A 26,178-nucleotide genomic window follows, 5' to 3' on the forward strand; every position below is an offset into this window, starting at 1 on the left:
GCATCCCACCGAGCAGAAAAGGTCTTGAGAGTGACGGACGTGACCACAGAGAGCGGCTACCCGGGCGAACGGATAGAACCGGTCGACATCCAAGTCGAGATGCAGAAGAGCTATCTCGACTACGCGATGTCGGTCATCGTCGCGCGCGCGCTGCCCGAGGTGCGTGACGGCCTCAAACCCGTCCACCGCCGCGTCCTCTACGCGATGTACGACGGCGGGTACCGACCCGACCGCGGCTACTTCAAGTGCGCCCGCGTCGTCGGCGACGTCATGGGGAACTACCACCCGCACGGCGACTCCGCCATCTACGACGCACTCGTCCGGCTCGCCCAGCCGTGGGCGATGCGGTACCCGCTGGTCGACGGCAACGGGAACTTCGGCTCGCGCGGCAACGACCCCGCCGCGGCCATGCGGTACACCGAGTGCCGCATGGCGCCCCTTGCGATGGAGCTTCTGCGCGACATCGACAAGGAGACCGTCGACTTCTCCCCCAACTACGACGGCCGTTCGCAGGAACCGGACGTCCTCCCGTCCCGGTACCCGAACCTGCTCGTCAACGGGTCCGCCGGCATCGCCGTCGGGATGGCGACCAACATCCCGCCGCACAACCTCCGCGAGGTCGCCGACGGCATCCGCTGGTACCTGGACAACTACGGCACCTCCGACGAAGAGCTGCTCGAGGCGCTGATCGAGCGGGTCAAGGGCCCCGACTTCCCGACCGCCGGGCTGATCGTCGGCCGCAAGGGCATCGAGGACGCCTACCGCACCGGCCGCGGCTCCATCACCATGCGGGCCGTCATCGAGGTCGAGGAGATCCAGGGCCGCACCTGCCTCGTCGTCACCGAGCTGCCCTACCAGGTCAACCCGGACAACCTCGCGCTCAAGATCGCCGACGGGGTGAAGGACGGCAAGCTCGACGGCATCGCCGACGTCCGCGACGAGACGTCCGGCCGGACGGGGCAGCGCCTCGTCATCGTCCTCAAGCGCGACGCCGTCGCCAAGATCGTCCTGAACAACCTGTACAAGCACACCCAGCTGCAGGAGACGTTCGGCGCGAACATGCTCGCGCTCGTCGACGGTGTGCCGCGCACCCTGCGCATCGACCAGTTCGTCCGGCACTGGGTCACCCACCAGGTGGACGTCATCGTCCGCCGCACCCGGTTCCTGCTCCGCAAGGCCGAGGAACGCGCCCACATCCTGCGCGCCCTCCTGAAGGCCCTCGACCGCATCGACGAGGTCATCGCGCTCATCCGCCGCTCGCCATCGGCGTCGGAGGCGCAGCAGGGCCTGATGGGCCTCCTGGAGATCGACGAGATCCAGGCGCAGGCCATCCTCGACATGCAGCTGCGCAAGCTCGCCGCCCTGGAACGCCAGCAGATCACCGACGAGTACGACAAGCTCATGGCGGAGATCGCCGACTACAACGACATCCTGGCCTCGCCTGAGCGGCAGCGCCAGATCGTCGCCGACGAGCTCGCCCCGATCGTCGAGAAGTACGGCGACGAGCGGCGCACCCAGATCATCCCGTTCGACGGGGACGTGTCGTACGAGGACCTCATCGCCGAAGAGGGCGTCGTCGTCACCATCACCCGCGGCGGCTACGCCAAGCGCACCAAGACCGACCTGTACCGGGCGCAGCGGCGCGGCGGCAAGGGCGTCCGCGGCGCGCAGCTCAAGCAGGACGACATCGTCGACCAGTTCTTCGTCACCTCGACGCACAACTGGATCCTGTTCTTCACCAACAAGGGCCGCGTCTACCGCGCCAAGGCCTACGAGCTGCCTGACGCGGGCCGCGACTCGCGCGGCCAGCACGTCGCGAACCTGCTGGCCTTCCAGCCCGATGAGCACATCGCCCAGGTCATGACCTTGCGCGACTACAACGTGGCCCCCTACCTGGTGCTCGGTACCAAGAACGGCCGCGTCAAGAAGACCGCGCTGCAGGACTTCGACTCGCCCCGCACCGGCGGCATCATCGCGATCAACCTGATCGAGGACGACGAGGTGATCGCCGCGCGGCTCGTCTCGTCCGACGACAACCTGCTGATGGTCTCCACCGGCGCCCAGGCGATCCGCTTCCGCGCCGACGACGAGTCGCTGCGGCCGATGGGACGCGCGACGTCCGGCGTCATCGGCATGCGTTTCGAGGAGAGCCAGGAAGTCCTCAACATGCTCGTGGTGCAGGACACCTCCCATGACGTCCTGGTCGCCACCCGGGGCGGCTACGCCAAGCGGACCCCGGTCGACCAGTACCCGCTCCAAGGCCGTGGGGGTAAGGGGGTCCTCACCGCTAAGATCGTTGAATCGCGGGGGATGTTGGTAGGGGCCCTCATGGTGGGTCCGGACGACGAGGTGTTCGCGATGACGTCCAACGGCGGCGTCATCCGCACCACCGCCGCGGAGATCAAGCAGTCCGGCAGGCAGACCATGGGCGTCCGCCTGATGAACCTCGCGGACGGGGACAGCGTGGTGGCCATCGCGAGGAACGTAGAGTCCATGGAGGACTCAGACGACGCCGAGGGGGGCGACGGTGAATGACGGACCCCACCGCGGCACCGAGCCGATAGGCCAGGAGGACACGTGAGCACCGAGCCCGGCAAGAGCAAGGGCGGGCCCGGCGCCGGTGGTGCCGGCGCGGGCGGCTCCGGCAAGAAACCCGGGGCCAAGCCCGGCGCCAAGCCCACCGGCAAGCCCGGCAAGACCGTGGCCGCCGCGTCCGCCAAGTCGAGCCGGGACGAGACGACCGTCGAAATCGACTCCGCCGACACCGACACCGCCGCGCCCGAGTCCGGCACGGACTCGGCCGCGGCGGCGTCCGGCACGGAGGAGACCCGGACCGACATGGCCTCCCTCAAGGACGAGCCGGCGAAGGGCGACGGCTCGTCCTCACCGGAGATCGCCCCGGTCAGGGACACCACCGAACCGCCCAAGGACAAGGACACCAGGCCGGCGAGCCCGTCGCCGGAGAAGCCCTCGGTCCCGAAGGCCGCCGCCCCGACCAAACCGCCGCCCACGTCCACGGAAACCGCTCCGACCTCCTCCGGTTCGGCTTCCGGCTCAGCTTCTGGCTCGGGTTCCGGTTCGGCTTCGGGTTCGGCTTCCGGCCCGACGGGCTGGGCCAAGCCCGCCGAGCCGTCCGGTTCGGTCTCCACAGGTCGTACGGAACAGCCCGCCAAGCCGTTCAATCCGGGCGGCCCGTCGCCCGCCGCGGCCAACACCTCCAGCGCCGGCAAGGGCGACTCCGGCCGGCCGAACCGCCCGAGCTTCGCGAGCACCGTCCTCAAGAACCGCCCGTCCACATCGGCGGCGCCCCAGAACACCTCGTCCAAGCCCGCCACCGGCGGCAAACCGGCGCGCAAAGCCCAGCTCCAGCTGGCCCGGCTCGAACCGTGGTCGGTGATGAAGTTCAGCTTCGTCATGTCCGTCGTCTGCTTCGTCATCCTCCTCGTCGCCGTCATCGTGCTCTACGCGATCCTGGCCGGCCTCGGCGTGTTCGACGCCATCAGCGACACGATCAACAGCCTCACCCGGGAGCAGGGCGAGACCACCGGGAGCGTCGACGCGGGCGACTGGTTCTCCTTCTTCCGCATCTTCGGCTACACCGTCCTCGTGGGCGCCCTCAACGTCCTGCTCATCACCGCGCTGTCCACCGTCGGCTCCGTGATCTACAACCTCGCCGCCGACCTCGTCGGGGGCGTCGAGGTGACCCTCAAGGAGGCCGAGTAATCGATTTCCGGTTGCCGCGCCAGATGGGGTAACCTCTCGTTGCGCCGCCAGACCAGCGGCACAACCCGGGCCTATAGCTCAGTCGGTTAGAGCGCATCCCTGATAAGGATGAGGCCGGAGGTTCAAGTCCTCCTAGGCCCACCCTCTCAAAGACCCCCGCAGGGTATTGGCGGGGGTCTTTTGACGCCTAACGGCCTAGCTTCCGAGTTGCCGCCAAACACCCCGGCCGCACTATCGAGCCCCGACCGGCGACCCCTCGCTGTCACCCGAGCGTAAATCTCCGGGGGCGGCGCCGCGCAGGCCGCCGGGCGGCGGCCTCGCGCCAGGCCGCACGGAGGGTGCGGCTTGGGCACCTGTCACCGGACGGCCGCACCGTGCCGCGCATTGCGACGCATCCGCCGTGTCCGCCGCCGCCCCTCGGCGGTGACCGGGCCCCACCCCGACCGCCAGCCACAGGGCCGCGCCACCGCCCTGGGGACGACCCTCGCCAGCGTCCGGTAACGATCGACAGGCCGAGCGCGTGAACATAGCTTTGACCTATGACCGCCGTGAGCCCGGAACGGGTCGCGTTCGATGCTGCGCGCGTCCTGGTGATGGCGGCTGGTAGCGATCTCTGCTGGTGGATAAGCGGCGAAGTCGGGCGCTGTCTTGGGCCGAATTTCGAAGCCCGGCTGGTCGAAACCCGCTTACGTCTTCAGCAGGAAGACGCCTACTACAAAGAGGCGGGGTACTGGCGGGCAGTGCTGGAGGACGCGCTCTCTGACCGGCCTGATCTGGCTGACGGTCTCTACAGCGTCATAAGTCCACTGCTGACCTGAACGCCACTCGCGCGCGTCGCTGACAACGAGGACGCGCACTTTGATGGAGCCGAGACGTGTGTGCTTGTTCGCCCACCACTCCGGCCGACCTGGTCCCTTGCAGCGGTCCACGCTCGCCGGTATGGCCGTAGACGTTCGAGCAGGCCGGGTGTGCGGTGGTCGCCCAGCGGCTGTGCAGGTCAGGGCGGGTTATCCCGAGATAGGGAGTGCTTTTCCACAGGTTGTGGATAGTGGGGTCGTGGAACGCGAGCCCGAGTTGTGTGCCGAGTTCCAGATCGGCCGGCGGAGCCCGACAGGAAGGGACGTCGTTATCGGACCGGCTCTCTGCTCAGCACCAGGTCGAACTCCGCATGCCGGAAGGGGGCTCGGACGGCGTGCTGCGCGGCCGCCTCCTCGTCGCCGGACTCGTTGAAGTCGACGATGAGGCTCTGTTTGACCGCGAAGACCGCGTCGGAGTCGAGATAGGGACTTCCCGCCACGAAAACGTGGGTGGTCAGCGGCGTGTGGCCGTCCGCTTGGACGATGAAGTGGATGTGCGCGGGGCGGTAGGGATGGCGTCCGGTGGCCTCCAGGAACCGTCCGACCGGTCCGTCCGTGGGAATTGGGTAATGGCTGGGGACAACGGTGCGGAACCGGAATCGTCCTTCGGCGTCGGTGTGGAAAAGCCCACGGCCGTTGCCGGACGGCTGCCCGCCGGGCTGCTGGACGTCGTAGAACCCTCGCTCGTCGCATTGCCACACGTCGACCTCGGCATTGGGCAGTGGCGTCCCATCGGTGTCCAGGACGCGTCCTGAGACCACGCAGGGTTCCGCTTCGCCGACCAGGTCGATGCTGTCGCCGAGCGCGCGTGGGGGCGATTCGACCATGTGGAACGGGCCCAAGACGGTGCTCTCTGTCCCGCCTTCACGTTCGTTAAGGGTCTCCACCAGCATCGATACGCCCAAGACGTCGGAGAGCAGGACGAACTCCTGTCGCGTGTCGGTGCAGCTCTGGCCCACGGCGGTGAGGAACTGAATCGCCTGCTCCCACTCCTGGATGGACGGCCTGGTCTCGCGGACGAAGTCGTGCAAGTGGCGGGTGAGGGCGGTCAGGATCTCATGGAGGCGCGGGTCGGGGGTCTTGCCGAAACTCTCCCGGACGGCCTGGGTGGCGGTGTGCTCGTTGAAGTCCACGGGATTGCCTCCGCCCTCATCGTCCACAAGCTGTGGATAACTCTGTTCTAAGGTATGACCTGCCCCACCCCCAAGACTCCGGCCGTGCTGTCCCGCGGCCCGTCCGGCGGTGGGATCGAGGGCATGGATCCCCGGCCCGCGCCTTGAAGATCGCACCGGGGCACTGCGGTTCGGCGCAGCCCCGGCGGCTGCGATCATGCACACATCATCCTCTCCCGGCGTGGGCTCCGTACGGCTGAACGACGCGTCCACACCGTCCGGACAGTGGACGATCGCGTGGGGCGTCGGCACGCGGGCGCCTGTCGCCGGCGATGAGGGCTCGGCGCCCATCTGGTCGCGGACGGGATTGGCCGACCAGCCCGTCGCGGCTGGCCGACTCGCGGGTGGGCGGCTTGGGGACATGGCTGGGGATCCACGGTGGGCGGCGTTGTCCACCGGTGACGCCGGGTTGTGGAGGCGGATTGCCCACAGGGTGTGAACGGGCTGTGGGCAACGACTCGCCCAGGGTGCTTTCGTTGCTGGTCAGCGGCTTTTCCACGACGTGGACAAGTGGTCGCCGAGGTTGGGGGCGGGCTGGGGAAGAATGGTGGACGTGGGAACCGGTGGCCGTACCCAGGGTGTGCACGCCGGTTATCCACAGGTTGTGGATTCCGTGCATCGCCGCCCGGTCGCGAGGATGCTGAGCATGCCGGCGTCCACGATGGCGCTCCAACCGTGGAAAGGCCCGTTGTTCTGGGGATCTCCCTGTGGACGCGATCTTCTGGAGCGCCTGTCGGAAGGGGTGGGGAGGTGTGTGCAGACGGTGTCCCCAGCCTGTGGATAGAGGCCTTCTGGCGGGGGCCGGCGTTGACAGGCGTTGCCGTCCGGGAAGTTGAGGATCTCCTGGGCGAAAGCGCGGTCCGTCCCCACGGGGGGGTGGTACCGCGGTCCGTCCTTGCGGGAGGTGGTAGCGCGGTCCGTCCCCGCAAGGGCGGTAGTGCGATACGTCTCCGCGCGAAGGCGGTAGCGCGGAGACGGACTGCGGGCGAGGGTGGTAGAGCGGTCAGTCCCCGCGCGAGGGCAGGGCGGTAGAGCGGTCAGTCCTCGGGCGAGGGCTGCTGCGCGGCCTCGATGGCCGTCGCGGCAGCGGGATGAGGGAGGTGATGTTTGTCGTTTGGCCTGTACATGGGCCACACGTTCCGGCTGAATGTCGGCATGAAGTCGAGTGCCGTGCCACGCCCGGCGGTGTGGGGGCGCGGGTGCGTACGATGGCCTGAGGCTGGCGCCCCCAAGGCCCGGGAACCCCTCCTGGCCTGCGAACACCAGTTCGAATGCGTGCTAGGCTCGCGGAATGGGGCACTTGCTGAACGAGCCGATCCGCGCCGAGCACGACCCGGCGGGACGGCTCACCGCGTACGAGTGGCGGGGATCGCGCTACGCGGTCGACGAGGTGCTGAAGACCTACGGGTCCGCCCAGGAAGGCCGGGTCTACAGGGTCCGCGTCACGGGCGCCGAGGGAGTGGCCGTCGCGGAGCTCGGCCGTGACGAGGATCGCTGGCGCCTCCGGCACGTCTTCTCTGCCTGACCACGGGGTCATCACGGTCGACCGGACCCTCTGGACACGCGTCAACGGGATTCAGGGAACCTCCCTCGACCTGCTGACGGCCCGGATCGGCCGCCGGCACTATGCGCCGCACATCCACGACGAATACGCCATCGGGGTCACCGTCGACGGCTTGGAGACGATGCGCTACCGCGGCGAGAAGATCTACTCCGGCGCCGGCAGCGTCGTGGTGATCGAACCGGGAGAGGCGCACACCGGCGGTCCGGCCCGTCCCGAAGGCTTCGCCTACCTGTGCTTCTACCCGGACGCCGAGCTGCTGGGCGCCGCGACGACGGCCGACGCGGGTCCGGCGCCGGTGCGGCCGCACTTCCGGGAACCGATCATCGACGATCGGCGGCTCGGCGAGGCACTGCGCCTCGCCCACCATGCCCTGCGGCTCGGCGACGACCCGCTGGAGGGCGAGTCGCGCCTGCTCGGCGTGCTCGGCACGCTCGTCCGGCGCCACGCGGGGCCGGGCCCGAACCCCGTTGCGGGACGCCGCCGGACCGACGCAGGGCGGATCGCACGCGTCGTCGCGACCCGCCTGTCGGACGAGCTGATCGCCCCGCCGACCCTCGCGGAAGTCGCCGCCGACCTGGAGCTCTCCCGCTACCAGCTGCTGCGCGCCTTCCGTGACGCCATGGGCATGCCGCCGTATGCGTGGCTTGCGCAACACCGGGTGACCCGGGCCCGTGCCCTGCTGGACGCGGGACACCGCCCCGCGGAGGCCGCGACGCTCGTCGGATTCGCCGACCAGGCGCACCTCACACGATGGTTCCGGCGTGTCGTGGGCGTCACACCTGGCGCGTACCGCAACAGCGTTCAAGACAGCGCACCCCGCCGCGCCGCATCCTGAACCCGTCCAACCTGGCCGCATGTCATCGTCCGGCGGGGGCCGTCGAGGTCGTCGGTCGCGTGTCGCCGCATGCTACGCGCGTCGTGTCAGCCGTCACGGTGTGGTGGCGTGTTGCCGGGCGACATTGGCGGGGGCGCATGTCGCTGGTCGCGCGCCGCCGACTGCACCGCTGGTCGTGACGGCCGGTCGCGCAGTGGCGCGGCGCAGGCCGGTGGTCGGCGTGCGGTTGGCCGCGTGCCGCACGTCGTATGCCCGGTCGGTCACGTCCTGCCGGACGTGTACGCCGGCGTCGCATGTTGCCGGGCGCGGGCCGGTCGTCGTGTGCGGTCGGGTGGAGGGGAACGGGAGGTCGGGGTTGAGTCGCCGTGGCTGGATGCTGTTCGCGCTGATGGGGGTGCTGTGGGGCATCCCCTATCTGATGATCAAGGTAGCGGTCGAAGGCGTCTCGGTGCCGATGGTGGTGTTCGCACGGACCGCGCTCGGCGCGGCCGTGTTGCTGCCGCTGGCGATCCGGGCGGGGCAGTTCGACGTGGTCCGCCGCCACTGGCGTCCGCTGCTGGCGTTCACGGCGGTGGAGATCCTCGGCCCATGGGCGCTGCTGTCGGACGCCGAGAACCGGCTGACCAGTTCCATGACGGGACTGCTGATCGCCGCCGTCCCGATCATCGGGGTCGTGCTGGCCAGGCTCACCGGCGACGCCGAGCGGCTCGGCCCGGCGCGCTGGGCCGGGTTGCTGGTCGGGCTGGCCGGCGTCGGTGTGCTGGCGGCGCCGCACCTCGGCGGCGGCAGCGCGTGGGCCGTCGGCGAGGTCATGCTGGTCGCGCTCGGGTACTCGATCGCGCCGATGATCGCCACCAGGCGCCTCCAGGAACTCCCGAGCCTGCACATGGCCGCGTACGCGCTGGCCATCGCCGCCCTCGTCTACACCGGGCCGGCGGTCCTCACCTGGCCGGCGGCGATGCCGAGCGGGCAGGTGTTGGCCGCGCTCATCGGTCTCGGCCTGGTGTGTACGGCGCTCGCGTTCATCGTGTTCTTCGAGCTCATCCGGGAAGTCGGCACGTCCAGGGGGATGGTGTTCACCTACGTGAACCCGGCCGTCGCGGTCGCCGCCGGCGTCCTGTTCCTCGGCGAACCCCTCAGCGGGACGATCATGGCGTCGTTCGCGCTGATCCTCGGCGGTTCCGTCCTCGCGACCGCGCGCCGGGGATCCGCACCCGCGCAGGCGGCTCAGCTCGGCGACGATCCCGCCGATGCCGAAGAGGCCCGGGCTTAGAGACTCATGGGGCGGGCCCGGCGGGCCCGGCGGGCCCTGCGCCCCCGCCATGGGTGTGCTGAGCCCACGCCCCCGCTGACCAAGCGGCGACCGCCCGGAGCACAAACTCGCAGACCGGATACTCCGCTAGCGTTTGCCGCGCTGGCCGTCGGCGAGGCCGCGCGAGACGCGGTGCCCGCCCGCCCGCCGCTGCACGGCCGCCGAAAGGACGGGCGCCACCCCGCCCAGCCTGGCCCCGAGCCGCAGCCCGAGCGGCGCAACGTCGATCTCCGCGGTGTTCCTCTCGATGGCCCGGACGGTCGCCCGCGCCACGTCCCGCGGCGACTTCGTCCCGACCCCCTTGGGCAGCGTGACCCCGGCATCGGCGAACATGCCCGCGTCCCGGATGAAACCCGGGAACACCGTCGACACGCCGACGCCGTGCGGCCGCAGATCCTCCCGCAACGCCAGCGCGAACCCCCGCATGCCGAATTTCGTCGCGTTGTACAGCGACGCGTGCCCGGACGCCGTCTTCCCGGCCAGTGACGAGACGAACACCAGATGCCCGCGGCCACGATCGGCCATTCGCGCGCCCGCGAGCTTCGCCATCACGATCGGTGCACGCAGGTTGACGTCCAGCGCCCGGTCGATCTCGCTGATCGAGTACTCGTCCAGCAGCCCGGACGCCGGCAGCGCCGCGTTCGCCACGAGCACGTCCACCCGGCCCGCCTCGTCCAGCAGCCGCTCGGCCGCCGCACGATCCGCCAGGTCGGCCACGATGGACCGGCCGCCGAGCCGCTCGGCCAGCGGTTCCAGCACGTCCGCCCGCCGCCCCGTCAGGACGACCTGCGCGCCGCGTTCGGCCAGCGCCGTCGCCAATGCCCGGCCGATCCCGCCGGTCGCCCCGGTCACCAGGACGTTCGCTCCGCGCAGCTCCATGGCGAGATCATGGCGGATCACATCCCGATGCGCCACAGCAGCAGAATGATCGACGAGAGCACCAGCCCGGCGGTGCCCAGCGGCACCTCACCCATCGCGATCATGGCGGCGCACCCCGTCGCGGTCACACCCGCGGCCAGCACCATTCCCCGGCCCCCGGACGGCTTCTCCACCGGCGCGCCCGAATCGAACTCGCGTTCCCAGCGCCTGAAGTCGTCTTCCGCCATCGGCTCTCCCGAAGGTCGTCCCTCCGGATTATGCGGGCGTCCGGGCGTCCCGGCGAGATGGCGCGGACGTGACAGCACCAGCATCGGGATTGGACGGCGGGTCCGATAACGGCGAGGGGGTGCGGACCGCCCATGAACGATTGCTAGGCTGCGAGGAGCCTGGGAAGCAGACGCTGATGCGAACGAATCCCGGGTTTTGACTTCATAGTCGAGGTGAAGGGGTCCCACCGTGAAGAAGCTGCTCATTCTCGCCGTTGTCGCTCTCGGTGGCTTTGCTGTCTGGCGCCGGCTGCAGCAGGATCGCGCCGAGCTGGACCTGTGGAACGAGGCCACGTCGTCCGACAGCTGAGACGCCGGCGATAAGGCCCCGGCGTGAACGAAGCAGACCCGATCACCGTCGCCTGCCTCGATCTCGCCGGGACCACTGTCGCGGACGGCGACACCGTCCGCACCGCCTTCGCCGAGGCGATCGCCGCCCTGGGGATCGTCTCGGGCACGGCGGCACATGAGCGTGCCCTGGCCCGCTTCCACGAGTCGTGCGGCGGATCGAAGATCGACATCTTCCGCTCGCTCTTCGACGAGCCCCGCGCCCGGGCCGCGAACCTCGCGTTCGAGCGCTCCTACGGCCAGCTCGTCGACCGGCACGGCCTGAAGCCCGTGCCCGGCGCCGACCGGGCCCTCCAACGCATCCGGACCGCCGGCGTCAGCGTCTGCCTGCTCACCGGTTTCGGCCGCAGCACACAGGCCCGCATCCTCGACACCCTCGGCTGGTGGGACCGCGTCGACCTGACGCTCTGCCCCGAAGACGTCCCCCGCGGCCGCCCGTGGCCCGACCTCGTCCTCACCGCGGCGCTGCGCCTCGGCGCGGACGACGTCCGCAACATCGCCGTCTGCGGCGACACCGCCGCCGACATGCTGTCCGGCCGCCGCTCCGGCGCGTCCATCGTCGCCGGCGTCCTCACCGGCGCCCACGACCGACACCGCCTGCTCGCCGCCGGCGCCACCCACATCCTCCCCAGCGTCGCCGCCCTCCCCGACCTCGTCCTCCCGGCCCCCGTCGGTGACACGGTGACCGCCGACCACGGGTAGGGTTCGCGCCCGAACTCGAACTGCTCACGATGATCCGAAGCAGTCTGCGTCGGCCAGAGGGAGAACGCCGGGTCTCCCGGTTCTGCGTCACCGCTGACGGAGTCAAAGCGGCTAATGGGGCCCGGTGAAGTCGCAGGCGTGGTCGCGGGCCCATTGCGCGTAGGGGCGGGCAGGGTGACCGAGGACCTCGGTGAGGGTGAGGTAGGGGCCGTGGAGATCGGTGTTCGTTTCGTGGGGTTCGTCGGTGCCCCCTTCTACAGCGTCGTAGCTTGAGAAGCCGAATAGCCAGTCGGCGTTGTCGGCGGCGAACCCGCCTTGCCGGCGGTAGAAGCTGCGCGCTTGTTCGGGAGTCACCTCGTCGAGGGTGACGTCGTCTCCGATGGCAGCGGCGATGGCGGCGACCTGTTCGCGCTTGGTGAGCGTGTCGGGACCGATGATCGTGTCGATGCGTCCACGACGGTCGGGCTCAAGCAGGTCGGCGATGATCACGTCGGCGATGTCGCGCTCGTGGATCGGGTTGCCGGCCTGGTCGGGGAACGGCTCGATCACGCGTCGGCTGGAGCGGATGGAGGGCCCCCAGATGAGCAGGGAGTTGGTGGCGAACTCGCCGGGCCGCACGATCGACCAGTCGAGCCCGGACGCCTGCACCGCGCGCTCGACGGGCAGGTTGTAGGTGGTGTCGTAGCCGGCGGTGACGGCGGCGGATGACACGACCACGATGTGCTCGATGCCTGCCGCCTGCGCGCACGCGACGACCTCGGCAGCGGTGTCGGGCACTGAGATGAGCACAAGAGCCGTAGCGGCGGTGAAGGCGGTGTCGAGCGTTGACGGCTCGTGGAGATCGCCTGCAACGACGTCCACGCCAGGAGGTAGACCGGCTCGCTGGGGACGCCGGGACACGGCGCGAACTGGTCGACCGGCGCTCAGCAGCCCATCCACGATGTGCCGGCCGAGCATGCCGGTCGCGCCGGTCACCACAGTGAGAGGCAGAGTCCTATCAGAATGAGACATCATAGTCTCATGATGGTACTGCGCTATATGATCTGGCAATGGACTTGTCACCGCAGAGGCAGCGCACGTACCGCGCCATCCTCGACGCGGCGGCCAGGGAGTGGGCCCAGGACCCCGCCGTGGACCTCGGCCGTATCGCCGCGGCGGCGGGGGTGGGCAGAGCGACCATCCATCGCTACTTCCCCGACCGCAAGCGCCTCCAGTCGGCGCTCGTCAGCGATTCCTGGGATGCACTGCACACGGCGATCGTGGAGGCTGCTCCCGGCACCGGCTCGGTGTTGCAGGTGATCGACCGGATCGTCACCGCCATGGTTCACGTTGGTGACCGCGTGTTGTTCCTGTTCGCCACGACCGGGGGCAGCCTCTCTAATGCGGACGCTTCGATTGCGGGCGCAGTCGATGAGATCCTCATTGCGGAGATCGAGCGAGGGCAACAGGACGGCGAACTCGACGCCACCGTCCCCGCCCAGTGGATCGAACGCATGGTGTGGAGCATCGTCTACACCGGTCTCCACGCTGTCGGTGACGGGCTCGTCGCACGACACGGGGTCGATGACCTGATCCGATGGTCCCTTCGCGGTGCGATCAGCGCACGATGAGGCAGGTGTTGATCACAACTCCGCTGACGAGTCAGGGCGGACTTGCTCGACCGGTGCGCGGGCGGTGATCAGCCCAACGGCGAACCGTGCGGCCGGAGAGACCTCGTGCCTCCAGGGTACTAGCGGTCACTGAGATCCGGGGTGGGCGGTCAAGATCTGGTGACAAGCGGACAGCGAATCTGGTGGTGAGCGGTCACGGATGTGGTGGTGAGCGGTCAGGTTGGGTGGTGGCCAGGTGGCTGGTGGCACGCGGACAGGGAGAATGGCGGTCCGGTCCACGGCTGGGGTTGATCAAGGGGCGTGTTCACGCGTCGGGGTCCCCTCCGCGAGGGGAGAGTTCGGATGTCACTGCGCGAACTCTTCTCACGGAGGGGGCCCGTTCGGTATGAAGTCTGGCACGGAGATCGTCGGAATCCTCAACGCCTACGATCTGACACGCAGTGCGTGGTCGGCCGCTGAGCTGGTGGGGTGCAGCCCGGAGACGGTCAAGCGGTACGTGGCGATGCGGGACGAGGGCCAGATCGTGGTGGGGCGCGAGCGTCCGACCGGATGATCGAGCCGTTCCTGGAGAAGATCGAGGAGAAGGTCGAGGCGTCCGCGGGAAGATCCGCGCCGACATCGTGCACGAGACGGTTGCGGCGATGGGGTTTACCGGGTCGGAGCGCACGACGCGTCGGGCGGTCTCCGAGGCGAAGAAGGCATATCGGGCAGGGCGCAAGAGGATCTACCGCCCGTGGATCGCCGAGCCGGGCCTTGGCTGCAGTTCGACTGGGGAGAAGGGTCACGCGCACCTGATCGTCACCACCGGCGAGTCGTTCCGCTTCACCGAAGCCAAGAACGCCGGCGGCGTCACCCCGCTGGTCGAGTCATGGCCGGCCCCACGAGCGTCGCGCCCTGGGGTTCCGGGGACCCCGCCGAACTCGGCGCCCAGCTCACCGACGACATCGAGAACACTGTGACCGGCGACCGGCCCGCCGACCTACCCGAACCGCAGATCGACCAGGGCAAGCCAGAGCGCGGACCTGACGTTAATCCATAAGAACCAGAACGTGCTGGTGTGTCCGTGACGCTATGCCGTGGTGTCCGCGCGGACGGTCGTCGGTGGATCAGGTGGGGCGCAGAATCCGCAGGGCGCTGTCGCTGAGGACGGCTCGGGCGTCTTCGGCGGTCATTCGTTGCGCGGCGACCTCCTCGGCTGCCGCGTGCGCGAGCGCGACGATCGCCGCAAGCAGCCAGTGCAGCGGAAGCTGACTGCCGAACTCGCCGGTGTGCTGGCCCCGCCGGATCACCCGGGACAACCGGTCGAAGATCGGGCGGTGCAGGTCGTGTGCTTTCTGGGGTCTGGCGGGCTGCGCTCGCCGGAGGAGGGGGTAGCGGTCGGCGGCGCGCCAGCTCGCGTCGAGCAACCGCACCAGGGCACCCTCGGCTGGCTGGTCATCCGGTATACCGATGGCGTCCATGGCGGCCACGACCTCCTCGGTGACGTGGTCGATGACCGCACTGATCAGTTCCTCGCGGCTGGCGTAGTGCGCGTACACGGTCTGCCGGGTCAGAGCCGCGGCCTTGGCGATGTCCTCCAGGCTGGCGTCGGGCTGCTCCCCGAGGACCTGCGCGGCCGCGTTCAGGATCGCGGTTCGGCTGCGGTCGGCGTCAGCACGACGCCGACGCGCTCGGGAGGCGCTGGTGCTCTGCTCGGACATCACCGCCACCCTATCAACTTTGACATCCATGTAAGAGATCCATAACGTTGTCACGGCTGTAAAAGTTAGCTGGCTACTCCCCGGACGGCGGCAGGTGGATATGAGATTCGCGCAATGGCTGGACCAGAACGCGTTCACGGCCGAGACGATCGACCCGACGGCTTCGCTCGACGATCTTGCGCCGCTGCGTGCCATGATCGGCGACGCGCGGGTGGTCGCCATCGGCGAGAGCGCGCACCATGTTCGGGAGTTTTACTTGCTGCGCCATCGCCTGTTGCGCTTCCTCGTCGAGCGGTGCGGTTTCACCGTGTATGCCTTCGAAGCGCCGTACGTCGAGGCTGAGGCCGTCGACGCCTGGGTGTACGGCGGGCCGGGCACCATCGCCGAACTGACGGCCCCCAACACCATGGACCTGACCCACTGCCCGGAAATGCACGACACCCTGGCCTGGCTGCGGGACTACAACACCACGACGAACCACCCGGTGCGCTTCGCTGGAACCCTCGCGGGTAACGGCGGAGGGTCACCCCTGCCCGAACTCCAGAAGGTTGCCGACTACCTACGCCGAGCCGACCCGGACGCGCTGCCCCTACTCGACCGGGCGATCACGGCGGCCGGCACCTACCACGCCGCGGATCCGATGCGAGCCATCCACAACTACCTGACGGTCGACCAGGCTGTCCGGGACACGGTCACGGCGAACCTGAGCCGACTCCATGCCCGGCTGGAGAGCATGGCCGCCCGACCACCTGCGGGCTGGGCGGCCGCCATGACCTACCTGCGGGGCGCCTGGCTGGTGGACCACCTGCACCGGGACATGGCGGGTCAGGGACTGGCGACCGGGACGACCCCATTGGACGCCTTCATCGCCGAGTCGGTCCTCCAGCGACTCGAACTCGACCCCACCGCCAAGATCGTGCTCGCGGTACACAACGTGCATCTTCGTACTACGGAGGTAGACCACGACGGACCCGCTGGGCTGTTCCCCGCCGGGTACCACCTGCGAAACGCGCTCGGCGACGCCTACCTCGCGATCGCCGCGACCGGCAACCACGGGCAGATCGCCGCCGGGGCTGTCGACGCGGACGAGCCGACCGGCTTCCAGTACACCGAGCACCAGCTGCCCGAACCGCGACCGGACAGCATCGAGGCCGCCTTCGAGGCCACCACGGCCCTGACGATCGCCGACCTGCGAGCCGCCCGGCCGGACATCGACGACGCCGCGGCCTTCCAGTCGTTCCGCCAGAACGACCACTTCCTCGGCGTTGCGGTGTTCGACGCACTGGACGCGGTGGCCTACCTCCCGCACCTGCACACCACGGCGCAGCCAGCGGCGCCCCATTCGTAAGTGAGCTCTTTTCAACCTGGTGACCAGGCGGACGAGCTGACGATGGTTCGGACATGACGAAGCTGTCCTGCGCCTCGAATCCCACCTGACCACGAAGAAGATCAAGACCAACGAGCAATGAGCGGGCACCTTCGCCAACGTGGGGTACCTCCGGAGGGGTCGGTGGGCGCGGGTGTCTTCGGCCGCCCCGTCCGGAAAGCCTGTGCTCAAACCACGGTGTACGATCGACGTCGGTTGCGCCGGTACAGCGTTACCGCAGGTAGAAAACAGGAGACGAGGGGCCTTAGCTCAGTTGGTAGAGCACCGGCTTTGCAAGCCGGGTGTCAGGGGTTCGAATCCCCTAGGCTCCACCCACCACGAAGCCCAGGTCAGAACCGAAGTTCCGGCCTGGGCTCACGCCGCTCACGATCTCTTCTTCCGCTTCCGTGCCCGATCGCTTCTTCCCCTTGACCTAACTCCTCCCGCCTGTCACGACTATCGGACACCAGCAGGCCCGATTACGCCGTTGGGAACGGTCGACGCGAGAGCCTCAGCCATCCGGTCCGCCAGCTCCATCGGCGTCGCCGCTTCGAAGGGCACCCACCACGCTGCCCCGGCAGCAGCGCCCACCACCGCGATGTGTGCTGTCCGAACCAGACGGACGACCCGGGAACCGGCGCTGCAAGGTGGTGATCGCCGCTGTCACATCATCCGGAGCGTCCCCGCTCCACGACCTCACGGCCGCAACCTCGCCCGGTTGGACGGCGCCGACTCGCCCATGAACGCGGTAATCCGTTCCGCGGCCCCGTCCAGGTCCGTGACCGGGTGAAGGTTGTCGACCCGCCACCACGAGACCTCGCCCTTGCGCCGATTCACGACGACGTCCATTGCAGTCCCGCCGGGCCGGGTGATCGTCAGTCCAGGGATCGCGTCGCGCATCTGGACGTACAGACCACGCCTGACCAAGACCTGGCAGAGATCACCCAGTACCCGAAGTTCGGCGTCTCGGGAGATAGAAGGACCGAATGCAGCGACGCCGACGAGGAAGTGGCCGCGCTGCGGTCCGGGACAGTCGAGCGTCGAATCGGGCCGTAGGATGCGTTTGATTATGGTTCGCATCCTGTAATGGCCGCTGCCGGAGAGACGCTGATGGACACCATGAAGGGGGCGGATTCCCCGTCGGGCTGCTGCGCTCCGCGACGTGGCGGCGGCGAGTCGCCGGTTGCGCCCGGGGCCGCACCTGCCCGCGTTCCCGTATCGGTGTCATATGGGGACGCCGCGAGCGACGGCATGGTCCTGCTGCCCGGCGGTGAGTTTCTCATGGGATCCGATGACACCGAGGGCTTCGCCTCGGACGGCGAGGGGCCCGTGCGCCGTGTACGCGTCGCCCCGCTTCTCATCGGCGTGCATGCCGTCACCAACAATCGGTTCGCGGCCTTTGTCGACGCCACGGGGTATGTCACGGAAGCGGAACGGCTCGGCTGGTCCTATGTGTTCGCTGGTTTCCTGCCCGCCGCGCTCCGGCGCGGCGCACCGCGCCCCGAGCATGCGCCCTGGTGGTGTGGCGTCGCCGGTGCGGACTGGCGCAGGCCGGAGGGGCCGGGCAGCTCGCCGGCCGGTCGGGAGGACCATCCCGTGGTGCACGTGTCGTGGAACGATGCGGAGGCGTACTGCCGCTGGGCGGGCGGGCGGCTGCCGACCGAGGCCGAGTGGGAGTACGCGGCGCGCGGTGGCCTGGAGCAGCGCCGTTACCCGTGGGGGGACGAACTCGACGCGGACGGCCAGTACCGGTGCAACATCTGGCGGGGCGTGTTCCCCACCAAGAACAAGGCGGCCGACGGTTTCCGGAGCACGGCGCCCGTCGACGCGTTCGAGCCGAACGGGTTCGGGCTCTACAACATGTCCGGCAACGTGTGGGAGTGGTGCGCCGACTGGTGGTCGGTCGGCCACGACGCATCCGTCGTCGCGGTCAGTCCGGCGGGGCCGGCGACCGGGCGGGACAAGGTGATCCGGGGTGGGTCGTACCTGTGCCACGACTCGTACTGCAACCGCTACCGCGTGGCGGCCCGCACCGCCAACAGCGCCGACAGTTCCAGCGGACACATGGGGTTCCGCTGCGTCCGTGACGCGGACTCAGAAGATTAGTGCGTTGGGCTTGTAGGTGCCGGTCAGGACCAGTTCGAGGTAGCGGGCTGCTCGGCGCAGGTATTCGTCCAATGAGAACGCTGCGCGCTTGATTTCCGGTAGCGCGGGCCGGGCGGCCGGGCCTATGTAGGTGAGGGCGTTGAGTGCCTGCAGCCGTACTTTGAGGCCAGTGTTCGTGGCAAGGGTGTTGGCGAGGAACGGTACGGAGCGTTCGGTGTAGCCCAGTATGGCTAGTGCCTCGGCCGCCACGATGCGTACGTGCGGGGACGGGTCGGTATTCAGGATTCGGACGAGCGCGTCGGTGGCGGGTGCGGCTTTGCGTTTGAGCATGAGCAGGCCAGACGTGGCCCAGTAGCGGATTACCTCGTTGTCATCGTTGAGGTTGCGCATGAGCATTGCCGTATTGCCGGGATCTCGCTGGATCGCGGTCCAGGCCAGCGTGAGGACGCGGCGGAGCGGGTAGGCGCCCGGAGCTCGGCTCTGGTCGTAGCCTTCCAAAGGCGAGCCTTCGGGGATGAAGCCGTTGTCGTTGATTTGGAGGATGTGTTCGTCCAGTGCGCGGCGCATCCGGTCGAGCCGATCCCGATGGTGGGGATTCTCGGTGAGGTTTTGGATCTCGTCGGGGTCGGTGTGCAGGTCGTATAGTTCCTCGGCGGGTTTCTCTCGCCAGAACCGGTCCTGGATGTCGTTGAGTGTGCCGTCGATATGGGCTTGTTCCCAGTCTTGGTAGCCCTTCTGGAACCAGGCGAATGCCTGGTGCTGCCCGTATATGCGGTGTGGCGAGTAGTTCCGAATGTAGCGGAATCGTTCGTCTCGGACGGTACGTACCATGTCGTACCGCTCATCCATGCGGTTGCGCATGCCGAATGCGTAGGGTGGACGGTCTCCGGCGGTCAGAGACGCGCCCTGCATGTACTTCGGAACCTCGATACCGGCCAGCGACAGCACTGTCGGCGCCAGGTCGATGGAGGAGACGGGTGCGGTGATGACCGACCCGGGACCGGCTGGTGCCAGATGCGCCCACTTGCGCGGGTAACGGACGATCAAGGCGGTGCGCAGGCCGCTGTCGAAGCAGTAGCGCTTGCTGCGCGGCAGGACGCCGCCGTTGTCGGAGTAGTGGAGGACGATGGTGTCCTCGGCCAGCCCGTCGGCCTCGAGTTCCGCGAGACGGGCGGCGAGCTGCCGGTCCATCCGCTCCATCTGGTCGTGATAGCGGGCCCGATCGGCGCGAATGCGCGCGGTGTCGGGTAGATACGGCGGCACCCGTACATCCTGAGGCTGGGTCTTCCCGGGAGGAGCCAGGAAGAGACCGAACTCGTGCGTGGTCTCGAAGTTGAAGACGGCGAAGAAGGGTGCGCCGTTCGGTCGGCCGCGCCAGTGCGCCAGAATGTTCGAGGCGTCCCAGGTGCGCGACTCGTCGATCGGCGCGTTGTAGTCGGTCTTGGCGTTGTTCGTGCAGTAGTAGCCGGCCTTCCGCAGATATTCCGGGAAACCACGCAGGAACGCGGGTATATTTCCGCTGGCACGCATGTTCTGGGCAGGACCGCAGCTCTCCGCGTACATGCCGGTGACGATGGCGAACCGTGAGGGGGCACAGACCGGGGCGGTGGAGAAGGCGTTCTCATAACGCACGCCCTCCCGGGCCAGCCGGTCGATGGTGGGCGTGCGCGCCACCCGATCCCCGTAGGCACCGATGAAGGGACTGTTGTCCTCGCTTACCAGCCACAGAATGTTGGGCCTGCTCTGCTTGGCATCGGCCAGGGCCCGGTCGGGCAGGCCCGCGGCAAGGAGACCTCCCGCGCTTGCGGCCAGGACTTGTCTGCGCGAAAGCTGGACTTTGTTCACGGCGGCTCCACACCATTCGAAGTGAGGTTCTCACTTAGGGGAGCATATGACGATCTATCGATTAAGTCACGAAATGGAAACAGCTTCCGACCGTCATGCGCTGCGAGACGAGTTGAAGTTGCCCCGGTTGCGCGACCGGCTTACCGGTTTCCTGCACGATACGCACCGCTCCGGCCCGGAACTCCGGACCGAACGAGCGTCTCTCGGTATCCAACGACCCATCCTTCTCCCAGGTTAGGTCTCCACGATCTCAGGGGGAGCGCAGCCGCATAGCCGACCGACACAAACCAGCCCGCCGCACAGGCCACGGGCTGATGACGTGTGCCCGGTGACGCTCCGGATTTTCGGATGAGTCTCCCAGCCGGTCCCGCAGGAGGCGCATTGGCTACGGCCGTCGACCACGCCGGCTGCACGATGGCGACACCGGTGAGCACGGACACCCTCCGCCAGCGCCAACGCCGCCTCACCCGCTGAGGTCCATCAGAAGGATGCCGTTGCCCTCGCCCTCGGCACCGCCCTCCACTTTTAGTCCGAAGGCCATTTGCGTGCCGTCGGGCGACACGACCGGGTTGTTGGCCCCGAAGCCCTTGTAGTAGTTGAACCTGGTCATCCGCTCGAACGTCCCGGAGCCATCCAGCGGAAGGCGCCAGATGTCGACCTGGCCGGGGAACAAGGTGATCGCGAGGTCTCGCTCGACCATCAGGTAGCGGCCGGACGGGTCGATGCCTTCCGCTTCCTCGTAGAACAGCGACGACGACGTGTAATCAGCGACGGCGCCGGTGTCGAGGTTGACACCCATGGCCTGTCCGCCCTTATGGAAGTAGGCGCTGAAGATCAGTTCGTCGTCGGAGTCGGCGTCCCCATCGGGCAGGGATCGGAAGTCCTGCGCCTCGACGGCGGGCGTGTCCAGGGAGACATCGCGCTTGTCGAGGGCAACCCTCCGATCGGCGATCTCCGGTCGGCCATTGCGGTAGACGATTCGACCCGTCAGGATCTTCGACTTGCCCACCAGGGCTTCGATTATCACGGTCGGCTTGGTGAAGTCGATGGTCGACTGGTTCCACGCGATGCGGGTGGAACCCGGTTGCTTGGATACCGCGATGCCTTCCCAGCAGCTCTCGCCGAGACGGACCGGGGCACGTATGCCCAAAGGCTGCTGGAGCACCCACAGTTCACCGCGGAAGCGGTCGCCCTCGGGGTCGTCGGCGCTGCGCTCAGTCACCGCGCACAGGGCGACGTCGCCGTTGGTCAGGTGGTGCGCCCGTAGCACTCCCTTGTGGAGCACAGACGTCTCAGTCAGGTTGCGGCTCGCGCCGGTCGCCAAGTCGTACTTCCAAAGGTCACCGAACGGAGCATCGAGGAAAACAAGACGCTTCCCGTCGGGAGACCAGTCGGCCCGCTGCGGTGCGCCGCCGTTCGGCAGCTGGATGTCGAGCAGCCGGATGTGGTCGGGCAGATGATCAACCGGCGAGCCATCAAGGGTGCCCTTGTTCGGATCGAAGTTCACCCCCGACAGCCGACCCGTAGCCATGACCGGCGACGTGTTCGTGTTCGCTGCCGCCTTGACCGGCAGTGCGTGAACCTGAACCAGCAGGCACGCCAGGACGACCGACCCCGCGAACGTGGTTAAGTGACGAATCCTCATGTTTGTCAGCCTGGCATTTTGACGGCATCGATGCAAGAATCTTCTTACACGTCTCGCAATAAGATCACGCTGGCCCCGGGTCGTAGTAGCCCCCTCCTTCTCCCTGCAATTGCACCTATGTCAGTGCCGACGCGAATAGGGATCCTTCGCGGTGTGGGATCTTTTCCTGCGAGCAGGATTCGCCGGGACGACCGTGACGCAGATCGAGGCGGCGGCGGGCCTGTCAGCGGGGAGCGGCAGCTTCTATCGGCACTTCCGGTCGAAGTAGGAGGTGCTCCAGGCGGTCGTCGACCGCGAGGCCGACCGCACCAACGCCAAGCGGCAGATCGGTCCCGAGCCCGAAGAGACCAGAGGCGATGTGCGCGGCGCCCTCACGCTCGAGTTCGCGGCCGTCCCGTCATCGTCGCCGTCCGTGGCGCCCGCCGCCACGGGGTCCGCGCGGCCGCCCGGCCCCGCTGGTCAGGTTGCCGTCGGGGCTGTGCCGTCGCTCGACCACGCAGCTTCGAATTCCTGCACGGTTACGCGTTCCAGTTCCCACGCCTCCGGCTCGATCTCGCCCTCGGCCAGGAATCCGTGCTCGTCCTCAAGGTGCTCCCAGCCGTACCGCAGCACCCCGCCGGCGTCTTCGATCTCGATATGGCGGATCGCCCAGTGCGCCCCGCGGTCGATGACCGTCTCGAACAGGTAGACCCGGTCATGGACCTCAGCATGCCGACCGCGCCAGTGGTGAGTCTCTCGGCCCGACTCAGCCAGCTCCCGAATCGCCGGGCCGCGCTGGTCCCTCACCACCGGTCGCTGCACAGCAGGAGCTTAGGGCGAGGACGCCTTCGGCGGGGCGCTCCAGCTCCAGGAATGAGGCGTATCCGTGGCGGTCGCCGAGAGGTGGCGGCGCTCTGGTCGCTGTCGTGGCCCCCCCGTGCCTGGCCCGGAGCGTGCGGTGTGGGTGCTGGTCACCGGACGCTGCGCCGGATCGTCCCGACCGACCGATCCCGGGTACGCGTCGCCGCCCTGAGTGACGGTTCCTGCGGGCTAGTCTCATGCAGGTGCGACTTGGTCTGATCACGATCGTTGTGGACGACTACGATCAAGCCATCGAGTTCTTCACCGCCGCCCTGGGATTCGACCTGGTCGAGGACTCGCCATCACTGACCAACGACGGCCGCCCGAAACGCTGGGTCGTCGTACGGCCGCCGGGCGCCGAGACCGGCATCCTGCTGGCTCGTGCGGATGGCGAGCGCCAAACCGGCGCCGTCGGAAATCAGGTCGCCGGGCGCGTTGGGTTCTTTCTGCAAGCGGACGATTTCGATGCCGCCTATGAACGCATGATGGCCGCCGGCGTCGACTTCGTGATCTCGCCACGCACGGAGACCTATGGGCGAGTCGCCGTGTTCCTCGATATCGCGGGCAACCGATGGGATCTGCTCGGTTCGGCTTGATGAACTACGAACTTGCATCCGGCGGGGGCCTCGAGCCGACGCGCGTAGTGCGGATATCCGCAGACCACGGAGTCGAGCAGGGTGAAGGTCTGAACCGGGAGGGGAGAACACTGCTGGGGCGGTATATGTAATCCTCCCTTGTCGGGCCCGCCTTGGGGAGCGAGGGTGATCGCATGTTGTGGCTGGTCCTCGGATTCTTGGCCCTGTTGCTCGTTTACGGAGTGGTCTTCGACTGGCGTCTCCGCCGGCGGGGGCATCGGCTGCGAGACGGTGCGGCGCTGACGGCCGAGACGCGCGAGAACCGTCGCGACATGCGCGCATGGGACAGAGGCTCGCAAGGACACAGCGGGGCGGATTTGTCTTGGACGGATGAAGCGCGGCGTTACCGCGGCCGATGACCCGCCCATCAAGAGGCCCAGGTCAGAACCAAAGTTCTGGCCAACCTCGCCAGGCAGGAGGCCGGCTGGCGGTGATGCTCGCCGAGGCGGATCGGGTGGTCCTGATGCTCGCGGAATCGGGCGCCTGCACGGTCGGCGCTTGACAGAGGGAAGACGCGTCGGAGGTCAGGCCCGGGACCGCCCGACGTAGAGGTCGCGGGCCCGGTAGTAGGTGTCGGACGTCGGGCCGGGGGAGCCCGACGAGCCCTCCATCTGCAGGTTGATGATGATCCACATTGGCTGCCCGACGAAGCCGGCGCCGCGGTGGCGGCCGACCCACGAGCCGTCCAGGTAGTAGTGGATGTCGACGTCGGTGGCGTTGACCTTCGTGATCCAGGCGCGGTAGCCGTGCCAGGCGCCGGGGTTCGGGACGTTGACGATGGTGCTGGACCACCCGCCGGACGCGTTCCGGTACGTGTTGAACCAGTTGCGCGCGTCGCCCTTGTACTCCAGGATGTCGCTCTCCGGCGGCCAGGAGTCGGCGCCGGTCAGCCAGAACGCGGGCCACGTGCCCCGGGCAGACGGTGCCTGGAACTCCCCTTTCACCTCCCAGTTGGGGAACCGGTCATTGACGATCACGTGTTGCTTGGCGTGAACGGCGCCCGAGTGGTACCGGATCGGCAGGTGCGGGTCGGCGGAGCTGTTCCCCTCGTCCCAGGTGATGCGGGTCGCCTTGATCGTCAGGACTCCGGGGCTCGCCAGGTAGACGTGGTTGCGGTCGGAGGCGCTCCCGTACATCCGGGCGCTGCCGTTGTGGTCCGAACCCCAGGGGTAGCGGTGGTTCCAGGCCGCTTCCAGCGCCGAGTAGCTCGCGAACGAGTCGTTGATGACCGTCTCCCATGCCGCCGCCGCTGCGGGTCTGGCGACGCCGAGCGCGGCGCCGGCGGCACCGGCGCCGCCGGCGATGAGAAACCCTCGCCGCGTATGGCTCATGGTCGTCCTCTCCTCATGTCGGATCACTCCGGTCACGTGGTCGGCTGGTCGAGGGTGATGAGGTGCTCGATGCCGCGGGCGGCGAGGTAGGCGGTGTCGGTGGTGCGGCTATGGAGGACGACGGCGGGCCGCGTCCCCTCGTCCACGAGCTTCATGAACGGGTCGAAGAACGTGGTGAAGTCGGCCACCGGGATCATGTCGTCCGGCAGGACGAGCGCGGTGTCGCGTGGCCGCGGCGCCGGCGGATGGGCGTCGAACTCGGCGATGAGCCTGCGGATCGTCCTGCCGATCGGCTTCAGCCTGTGGTCGTTGGTGAACAGGCCGAGGTCGTATTCGAGGTCGACGTATCCGCTGAGCTTCGGGTTCAGGTCGTGTGAGTCCCACCAGGTGATGCCGAAGAGGCCGGAGCAGTCGGCCATCGCGCGGATCGACCGTTCGGTCCAGGGCGGGATGTCGGCGGCGTCCATCCACACGGTCGAGACGCCGGTCTCCTCGATCCACACCTTCCGTTCCAGGTCCGTCTGGAAGGCCTTGATCAGTTCGATGAAGAACTCGGAATAGTGGGTGGACGACGTGGACAGGGACCCGTATCGCTGGATCACCCGGGTCCATCCGGCCCAGGTGTGGTTGGCGGTCATCGTCCCCGACGTGGCGAGCCCGTGCCGCGTCCAGTAGGCGTTGTTCTGCCACGGCCAGTGGTCGATGCCCGACACGTGGATCTTCCCTGGCGCGACCTTCTCGCAGGTGTCGAAGAGGGCGGTGTGCCAGGCGTCGCCCTGCTCCGGGGTGGCGGTCATGCCGAGGGGGATCGCGTACCAGTGGATCTCGTTGGACAGGTCGAACCCCATGAACCTGCGGTGCCGCCCGATCCGTTCGGCGATCTGGCCGAGGAGCCACTGTTCCCGCTCGATCGCCACCGGGTCGGTGAGCACGTTCCGGATCTGGCCGTCGCTGTTGCCGATGAGGAACGGCGGGACGAACAGGACGCCGCTGACCGCGCCGATGAAGACGGTCACCTCCACGTCCAGGTGCCGGCGGTCGGCGAGGTCGAGCAGTTCCTCCAGCCGGTCGAGCTGCTCGCCGCGCACATAGGTGGCGTTCGGCTGGAGTTCCGACCAGATCAGCATGATGCGGATGTGGTCCATGCCGAGGGACGCGATGTCGTCGAGGTCGGCGGCGATGGACGCGCGGTCCCAGTCCGACCAGGAGAACCACCAGTTCTTGCTCGGCACGTAGTTCACGCCGAACCGTACGCGGCGGTGCCTGCGGTGGCCGCCGCCCGGTATGCGCGCATCGGCGGGTTCCGTTGCGTCGGCGCGTGCCTCTGCGGGGTTCAGGAGGGTGGACGCCGCGGCGGCCCCCGCGGTGACGCCGAAGAACTTTCTGCGGTCGATGCCTGTCCGGCCGCGGGCGGATGCGGGGGGCGATTCGGGCATGGACGG

General features: G+C 68.3%; 25 protein-coding genes, 2 tRNA genes and 1 pseudogene. 17 read left to right on the top strand and 11 right to left on the bottom strand.

Going from position 1 to position 26,178, the window contains the following annotated elements; genetic code table 11:
- The first annotated feature begins 30 nt into the window (after positions 1–30).
- The 4 genes and pseudogenes from gyrA (at position 31) to ACTWPP_RS06940 (ending at position 4,541) form a co-directional block, all read left to right on the top strand.
- The gene (gyrA, locus tag ACTWPP_RS06925; RefSeq protein WP_443103235.1) at positions 31–2,535 is read left to right on the top strand and encodes a DNA gyrase subunit A; all 2,505 of its coding nucleotides are present in this window, start codon (positions 31–33) and stop codon (positions 2,533–2,535) included.
- Positions 2,536–3,351: 816 nt separating this feature from the next.
- Positions 3,352–3,723 (top strand): annotated as a pseudogene (locus ACTWPP_RS06930) (DUF3566 domain-containing protein); the annotation flags it as partial.
- A gap of 67 nt (positions 3,724–3,790) precedes the next feature.
- Positions 3,791–3,864: transfer RNA gene (locus ACTWPP_RS06935), tRNA-Ile, on the top strand.
- 398 nt (positions 3,865–4,262) lie between these two features.
- Complete coding sequence (locus ACTWPP_RS06940; RefSeq protein ID WP_443103236.1) at positions 4,263–4,541, top strand: hypothetical protein; 279 nt, start codon at positions 4,263–4,265, stop codon at positions 4,539–4,541.
- Between the two features lie 308 nt (positions 4,542–4,849).
- Here the strand turns inward: ACTWPP_RS06940 and ACTWPP_RS06945 are convergent, their stop codons facing one another.
- Entirely contained in the window at positions 4,850–5,740 is an 891-nt protein-coding gene (locus ACTWPP_RS06945) for a dioxygenase family protein (RefSeq protein ID WP_443103237.1), read from the bottom strand.
- A 1,303-nt stretch (positions 5,741–7,043) separates the two neighbouring features.
- On the opposite strand from ACTWPP_RS06945, the gene ACTWPP_RS06950 reads away from it, so the two are divergent.
- The 3 genes from ACTWPP_RS06950 to ACTWPP_RS06960 all read left to right on the top strand — a co-directional run bounded on the left by ACTWPP_RS06950 (position 7,044) and on the right by ACTWPP_RS06960 (position 9,424).
- Positions 7,044–7,277 (top strand): hypothetical protein, encoded by a 234-nt coding sequence (locus ACTWPP_RS06950; RefSeq protein ID WP_443103238.1) that lies wholly within the window; start codon positions 7,044–7,046, stop codon positions 7,275–7,277.
- Positions 7,234–8,151, top strand: a complete 918-nt coding sequence (locus ACTWPP_RS06955; protein ID WP_443103239.1) for an AraC family transcriptional regulator — start codon at positions 7,234–7,236, stop codon at positions 8,149–8,151. Before ACTWPP_RS06950 ends, ACTWPP_RS06955 begins: the two co-directional genes overlap by 44 nt.
- A 355-nt stretch (positions 8,152–8,506) precedes the next feature.
- Positions 8,507–9,424, top strand: a complete 918-nt coding sequence (locus ACTWPP_RS06960) for a DMT family transporter (RefSeq protein ID WP_443103240.1) — start codon at positions 8,507–8,509, stop codon at positions 9,422–9,424.
- A 126-nt stretch (positions 9,425–9,550) separates the two neighbouring features.
- On the opposite strand, the gene ACTWPP_RS06965 is transcribed toward ACTWPP_RS06960, so the two are convergent.
- Both ACTWPP_RS06965 and ACTWPP_RS06970 read right to left on the bottom strand, forming a co-directional pair.
- Positions 9,551–10,342 carry an SDR family NAD(P)-dependent oxidoreductase gene (locus tag ACTWPP_RS06965; RefSeq protein ID WP_443103241.1) on the bottom strand — a complete coding sequence of 264 codons (792 nt, stop codon included), beginning with the start codon at positions 10,340–10,342 and terminating at the stop codon, positions 9,551–9,553.
- Between the two features lie 17 nt (positions 10,343–10,359).
- Positions 10,360–10,569 (bottom strand): hypothetical protein, encoded by a 210-nt coding sequence (locus ACTWPP_RS06970; RefSeq protein WP_443103242.1) that lies wholly within the window; start codon positions 10,567–10,569, stop codon positions 10,360–10,362.
- A gap of 229 nt (positions 10,570–10,798) precedes the next feature.
- Between ACTWPP_RS06970 and ACTWPP_RS06975 the strand changes: the two genes are divergently transcribed.
- Together ACTWPP_RS06975 and ACTWPP_RS06980 are read left to right on the top strand one after the other, a co-directional pair.
- Entirely contained in the window at positions 10,799–10,918 is a 120-nt protein-coding gene (locus ACTWPP_RS06975; protein ID WP_358453362.1) for a DLW-39 family protein, read from the top strand.
- Between the two features lie 23 nt (positions 10,919–10,941).
- The gene (locus ACTWPP_RS06980) at positions 10,942–11,658 is read left to right on the top strand and encodes an HAD family hydrolase (RefSeq protein WP_443103243.1); all 717 of its coding nucleotides are present in this window, start codon (positions 10,942–10,944) and stop codon (positions 11,656–11,658) included.
- Positions 11,659–11,769: 111 nt separating this feature from the next.
- Here the strand turns inward: ACTWPP_RS06980 and ACTWPP_RS06985 are convergent, their stop codons facing one another.
- Positions 11,770–12,672, bottom strand: coding sequence for an SDR family oxidoreductase (locus ACTWPP_RS06985; RefSeq protein ID WP_443103244.1), 903 nt, complete (start codon positions 12,670–12,672; stop codon positions 11,770–11,772).
- Positions 12,673–12,707: 35 nt separating this feature from the next.
- On the opposite strand from ACTWPP_RS06985, the gene ACTWPP_RS06990 reads away from it, so the two are divergent.
- The 3 genes from ACTWPP_RS06990 to ACTWPP_RS07000 all read left to right on the top strand — a co-directional run bounded on the left by ACTWPP_RS06990 (position 12,708) and on the right by ACTWPP_RS07000 (position 14,307).
- Positions 12,708–13,268, top strand: coding sequence for a TetR/AcrR family transcriptional regulator (locus tag ACTWPP_RS06990; protein WP_443103245.1), 561 nt, complete (start codon positions 12,708–12,710; stop codon positions 13,266–13,268).
- Positions 13,269–13,653: 385 nt separating this feature from the next.
- A complete protein-coding gene (locus ACTWPP_RS06995; RefSeq protein ID WP_443103246.1) occupies positions 13,654–13,821 on the top strand; it encodes a hypothetical protein in 168 nt (55 codons plus the stop codon).
- A gap of 315 nt (positions 13,822–14,136) precedes the next feature.
- Complete coding sequence (locus ACTWPP_RS07000) at positions 14,137–14,307, top strand: hypothetical protein (protein WP_443103247.1); 171 nt, start codon at positions 14,137–14,139, stop codon at positions 14,305–14,307.
- 67 nt (positions 14,308–14,374) lie between these two features.
- Here the strand turns inward: ACTWPP_RS07000 and ACTWPP_RS07005 are convergent, their stop codons facing one another.
- Positions 14,375–14,968, bottom strand: coding sequence for a TetR/AcrR family transcriptional regulator (locus tag ACTWPP_RS07005; RefSeq protein WP_443103248.1), 594 nt, complete (start codon positions 14,966–14,968; stop codon positions 14,375–14,377).
- A gap of 100 nt (positions 14,969–15,068) precedes the next feature.
- Between ACTWPP_RS07005 and ACTWPP_RS07010 the strand changes: the two genes are divergently transcribed.
- Together ACTWPP_RS07010 and ACTWPP_RS07015 are read left to right on the top strand one after the other, a co-directional pair.
- Entirely contained in the window at positions 15,069–16,316 is a 1,248-nt protein-coding gene (locus ACTWPP_RS07010) for an erythromycin esterase family protein (RefSeq protein ID WP_443103249.1), read from the top strand.
- A 277-nt stretch (positions 16,317–16,593) separates the two neighbouring features.
- A tRNA-Ala gene (locus tag ACTWPP_RS07015) sits at positions 16,594–16,666 on the top strand.
- A 364-nt stretch (positions 16,667–17,030) separates the two neighbouring features.
- Here ACTWPP_RS07015 and ACTWPP_RS07020 read toward each other — a convergent pair.
- Entirely contained in the window at positions 17,031–17,234 is a 204-nt protein-coding gene (locus ACTWPP_RS07020) for a hypothetical protein (protein WP_443103250.1), read from the bottom strand.
- Positions 17,235–17,453: 219 nt separating this feature from the next.
- Between ACTWPP_RS07020 and ACTWPP_RS07025 the strand changes: the two genes are divergently transcribed.
- The gene (locus ACTWPP_RS07025; RefSeq protein ID WP_443103427.1) at positions 17,454–18,440 is read left to right on the top strand and encodes a formylglycine-generating enzyme family protein; all 987 of its coding nucleotides are present in this window, start codon (positions 17,454–17,456) and stop codon (positions 18,438–18,440) included.
- Here the strand turns inward: ACTWPP_RS07025 and ACTWPP_RS07030 are convergent.
- On the bottom strand, positions 18,429–20,285 hold the full coding sequence (locus ACTWPP_RS07030) for a sulfatase-like hydrolase/transferase (RefSeq protein WP_443103251.1): 1,857 nt from the start codon (positions 20,283–20,285) through the stop codon (positions 18,429–18,431). The genes ACTWPP_RS07025 and ACTWPP_RS07030 overlap by 12 nt on opposite strands.
- A gap of 463 nt (positions 20,286–20,748) precedes the next feature.
- Positions 20,749–21,930 carry a TolB family protein gene (locus ACTWPP_RS07035; protein ID WP_443103252.1) on the bottom strand — a complete coding sequence of 394 codons (1,182 nt, stop codon included), beginning with the start codon at positions 21,928–21,930 and terminating at the stop codon, positions 20,749–20,751.
- A 151-nt stretch (positions 21,931–22,081) separates the two neighbouring features.
- Between ACTWPP_RS07035 and ACTWPP_RS07040 the strand changes: the two genes are divergently transcribed.
- Positions 22,082–22,198 (top strand): TetR/AcrR family transcriptional regulator, encoded by a 117-nt coding sequence (locus ACTWPP_RS07040; protein WP_443103254.1) that lies wholly within the window; start codon positions 22,082–22,084, stop codon positions 22,196–22,198.
- Positions 22,199–22,389: 191 nt separating this feature from the next.
- Here ACTWPP_RS07040 and ACTWPP_RS07045 read toward each other — a convergent pair whose 3' ends face one another.
- Entirely contained in the window at positions 22,390–22,731 is a 342-nt protein-coding gene (locus tag ACTWPP_RS07045; RefSeq protein ID WP_443103255.1) for a hypothetical protein, read from the bottom strand.
- A gap of 242 nt (positions 22,732–22,973) precedes the next feature.
- On the opposite strand from ACTWPP_RS07045, the gene ACTWPP_RS07050 reads away from it, so the two are divergent.
- A complete protein-coding gene (locus tag ACTWPP_RS07050) occupies positions 22,974–23,366 on the top strand; it encodes a VOC family protein (protein ID WP_443103256.1) in 393 nt (130 codons plus the stop codon).
- Between the two features lie 563 nt (positions 23,367–23,929).
- Here ACTWPP_RS07050 and ACTWPP_RS07055 read toward each other — a convergent pair.
- A complete protein-coding gene (locus ACTWPP_RS07055; protein WP_443103257.1) occupies positions 23,930–24,736 on the bottom strand; it encodes a glycoside hydrolase family 16 protein in 807 nt (268 codons plus the stop codon).
- A 32-nt stretch (positions 24,737–24,768) separates the two neighbouring features.
- Entirely contained in the window at positions 24,769–26,172 is a 1,404-nt protein-coding gene (locus ACTWPP_RS07060; RefSeq protein WP_443103258.1) for a hypothetical protein, read from the bottom strand.
- Between the last annotated feature and the right edge of the window lie 6 nt (positions 26,173–26,178).

The sequence above is a fragment of the Actinomadura sp. 3N407 genome, from assembly GCF_052245875.1.
Taxonomy (GTDB): domain Bacteria; phylum Actinomycetota; class Actinomycetes; order Streptosporangiales; family Streptosporangiaceae; genus Spirillospora.

What these genes read in the sequence shown, in the direction of transcription:
- ACTWPP_RS06940 (WP_443103236.1), top strand. Translation starts at nt 4,263, where the DNA reads ATGACCGCCGTGAGCCCGGAACGGGTCGCGTTCGATGCTGCGCGCGTC.
- ACTWPP_RS06950 (WP_443103238.1), top strand. Translation starts at nt 7,044, where the DNA reads ATGGGGCACTTGCTGAACGAGCCGATCCGCGCCGAGCACGACCCGGCG.
- ACTWPP_RS06965 (WP_443103241.1), bottom strand. Translation starts at nt 10,342, where the DNA reads ATGGAGCTGCGCGGAGCGAACGTCCTGGTGACCGGGGCGACCGGCGGG.
- ACTWPP_RS06970 (WP_443103242.1), bottom strand. Translation starts at nt 10,569, where the DNA reads ATGGCGGAAGACGACTTCAGGCGCTGGGAACGCGAGTTCGATTCGGGC.
- ACTWPP_RS06985 (WP_443103244.1), bottom strand. Translation starts at nt 12,672, where the DNA reads ATGATGTCTCATTCTGATAGGACTCTGCCTCTCACTGTGGTGACCGGC.
- ACTWPP_RS06990 (WP_443103245.1), top strand. Translation starts at nt 12,708, where the DNA reads ATGGACTTGTCACCGCAGAGGCAGCGCACGTACCGCGCCATCCTCGAC.
- ACTWPP_RS06995 (WP_443103246.1), top strand. Translation starts at nt 13,654, where the DNA reads ATGAAGTCTGGCACGGAGATCGTCGGAATCCTCAACGCCTACGATCTG.
- ACTWPP_RS07000 (WP_443103247.1), top strand. Translation starts at nt 14,137, where the DNA reads ATGGCCGGCCCCACGAGCGTCGCGCCCTGGGGTTCCGGGGACCCCGCC.
- ACTWPP_RS07005 (WP_443103248.1), bottom strand. Translation starts at nt 14,968, where the DNA reads ATGTCCGAGCAGAGCACCAGCGCCTCCCGAGCGCGTCGGCGTCGTGCT.
- ACTWPP_RS07010 (WP_443103249.1), top strand. Translation starts at nt 15,069, where the DNA reads ATGAGATTCGCGCAATGGCTGGACCAGAACGCGTTCACGGCCGAGACG.
- ACTWPP_RS07020 (WP_443103250.1), bottom strand. Translation starts at nt 17,234, where the DNA reads ATGCGCGACGCGATCCCTGGACTGACGATCACCCGGCCCGGCGGGACT.
- ACTWPP_RS07025 (WP_443103427.1), top strand. Translation starts at nt 17,454, where the DNA reads ATGAAGGGGGCGGATTCCCCGTCGGGCTGCTGCGCTCCGCGACGTGGC.
- ACTWPP_RS07035 (WP_443103252.1), bottom strand. Translation starts at nt 21,930, where the DNA reads ATGAGGATTCGTCACTTAACCACGTTCGCGGGGTCGGTCGTCCTGGCG.
- ACTWPP_RS07055 (WP_443103257.1), bottom strand. Translation starts at nt 24,736, where the DNA reads ATGAGCCATACGCGGCGAGGGTTTCTCATCGCCGGCGGCGCCGGTGCC.
- ACTWPP_RS07060 (WP_443103258.1), bottom strand. Translation starts at nt 26,172, where the DNA reads ATGCCCGAATCGCCCCCCGCATCCGCCCGCGGCCGGACAGGCATCGAC.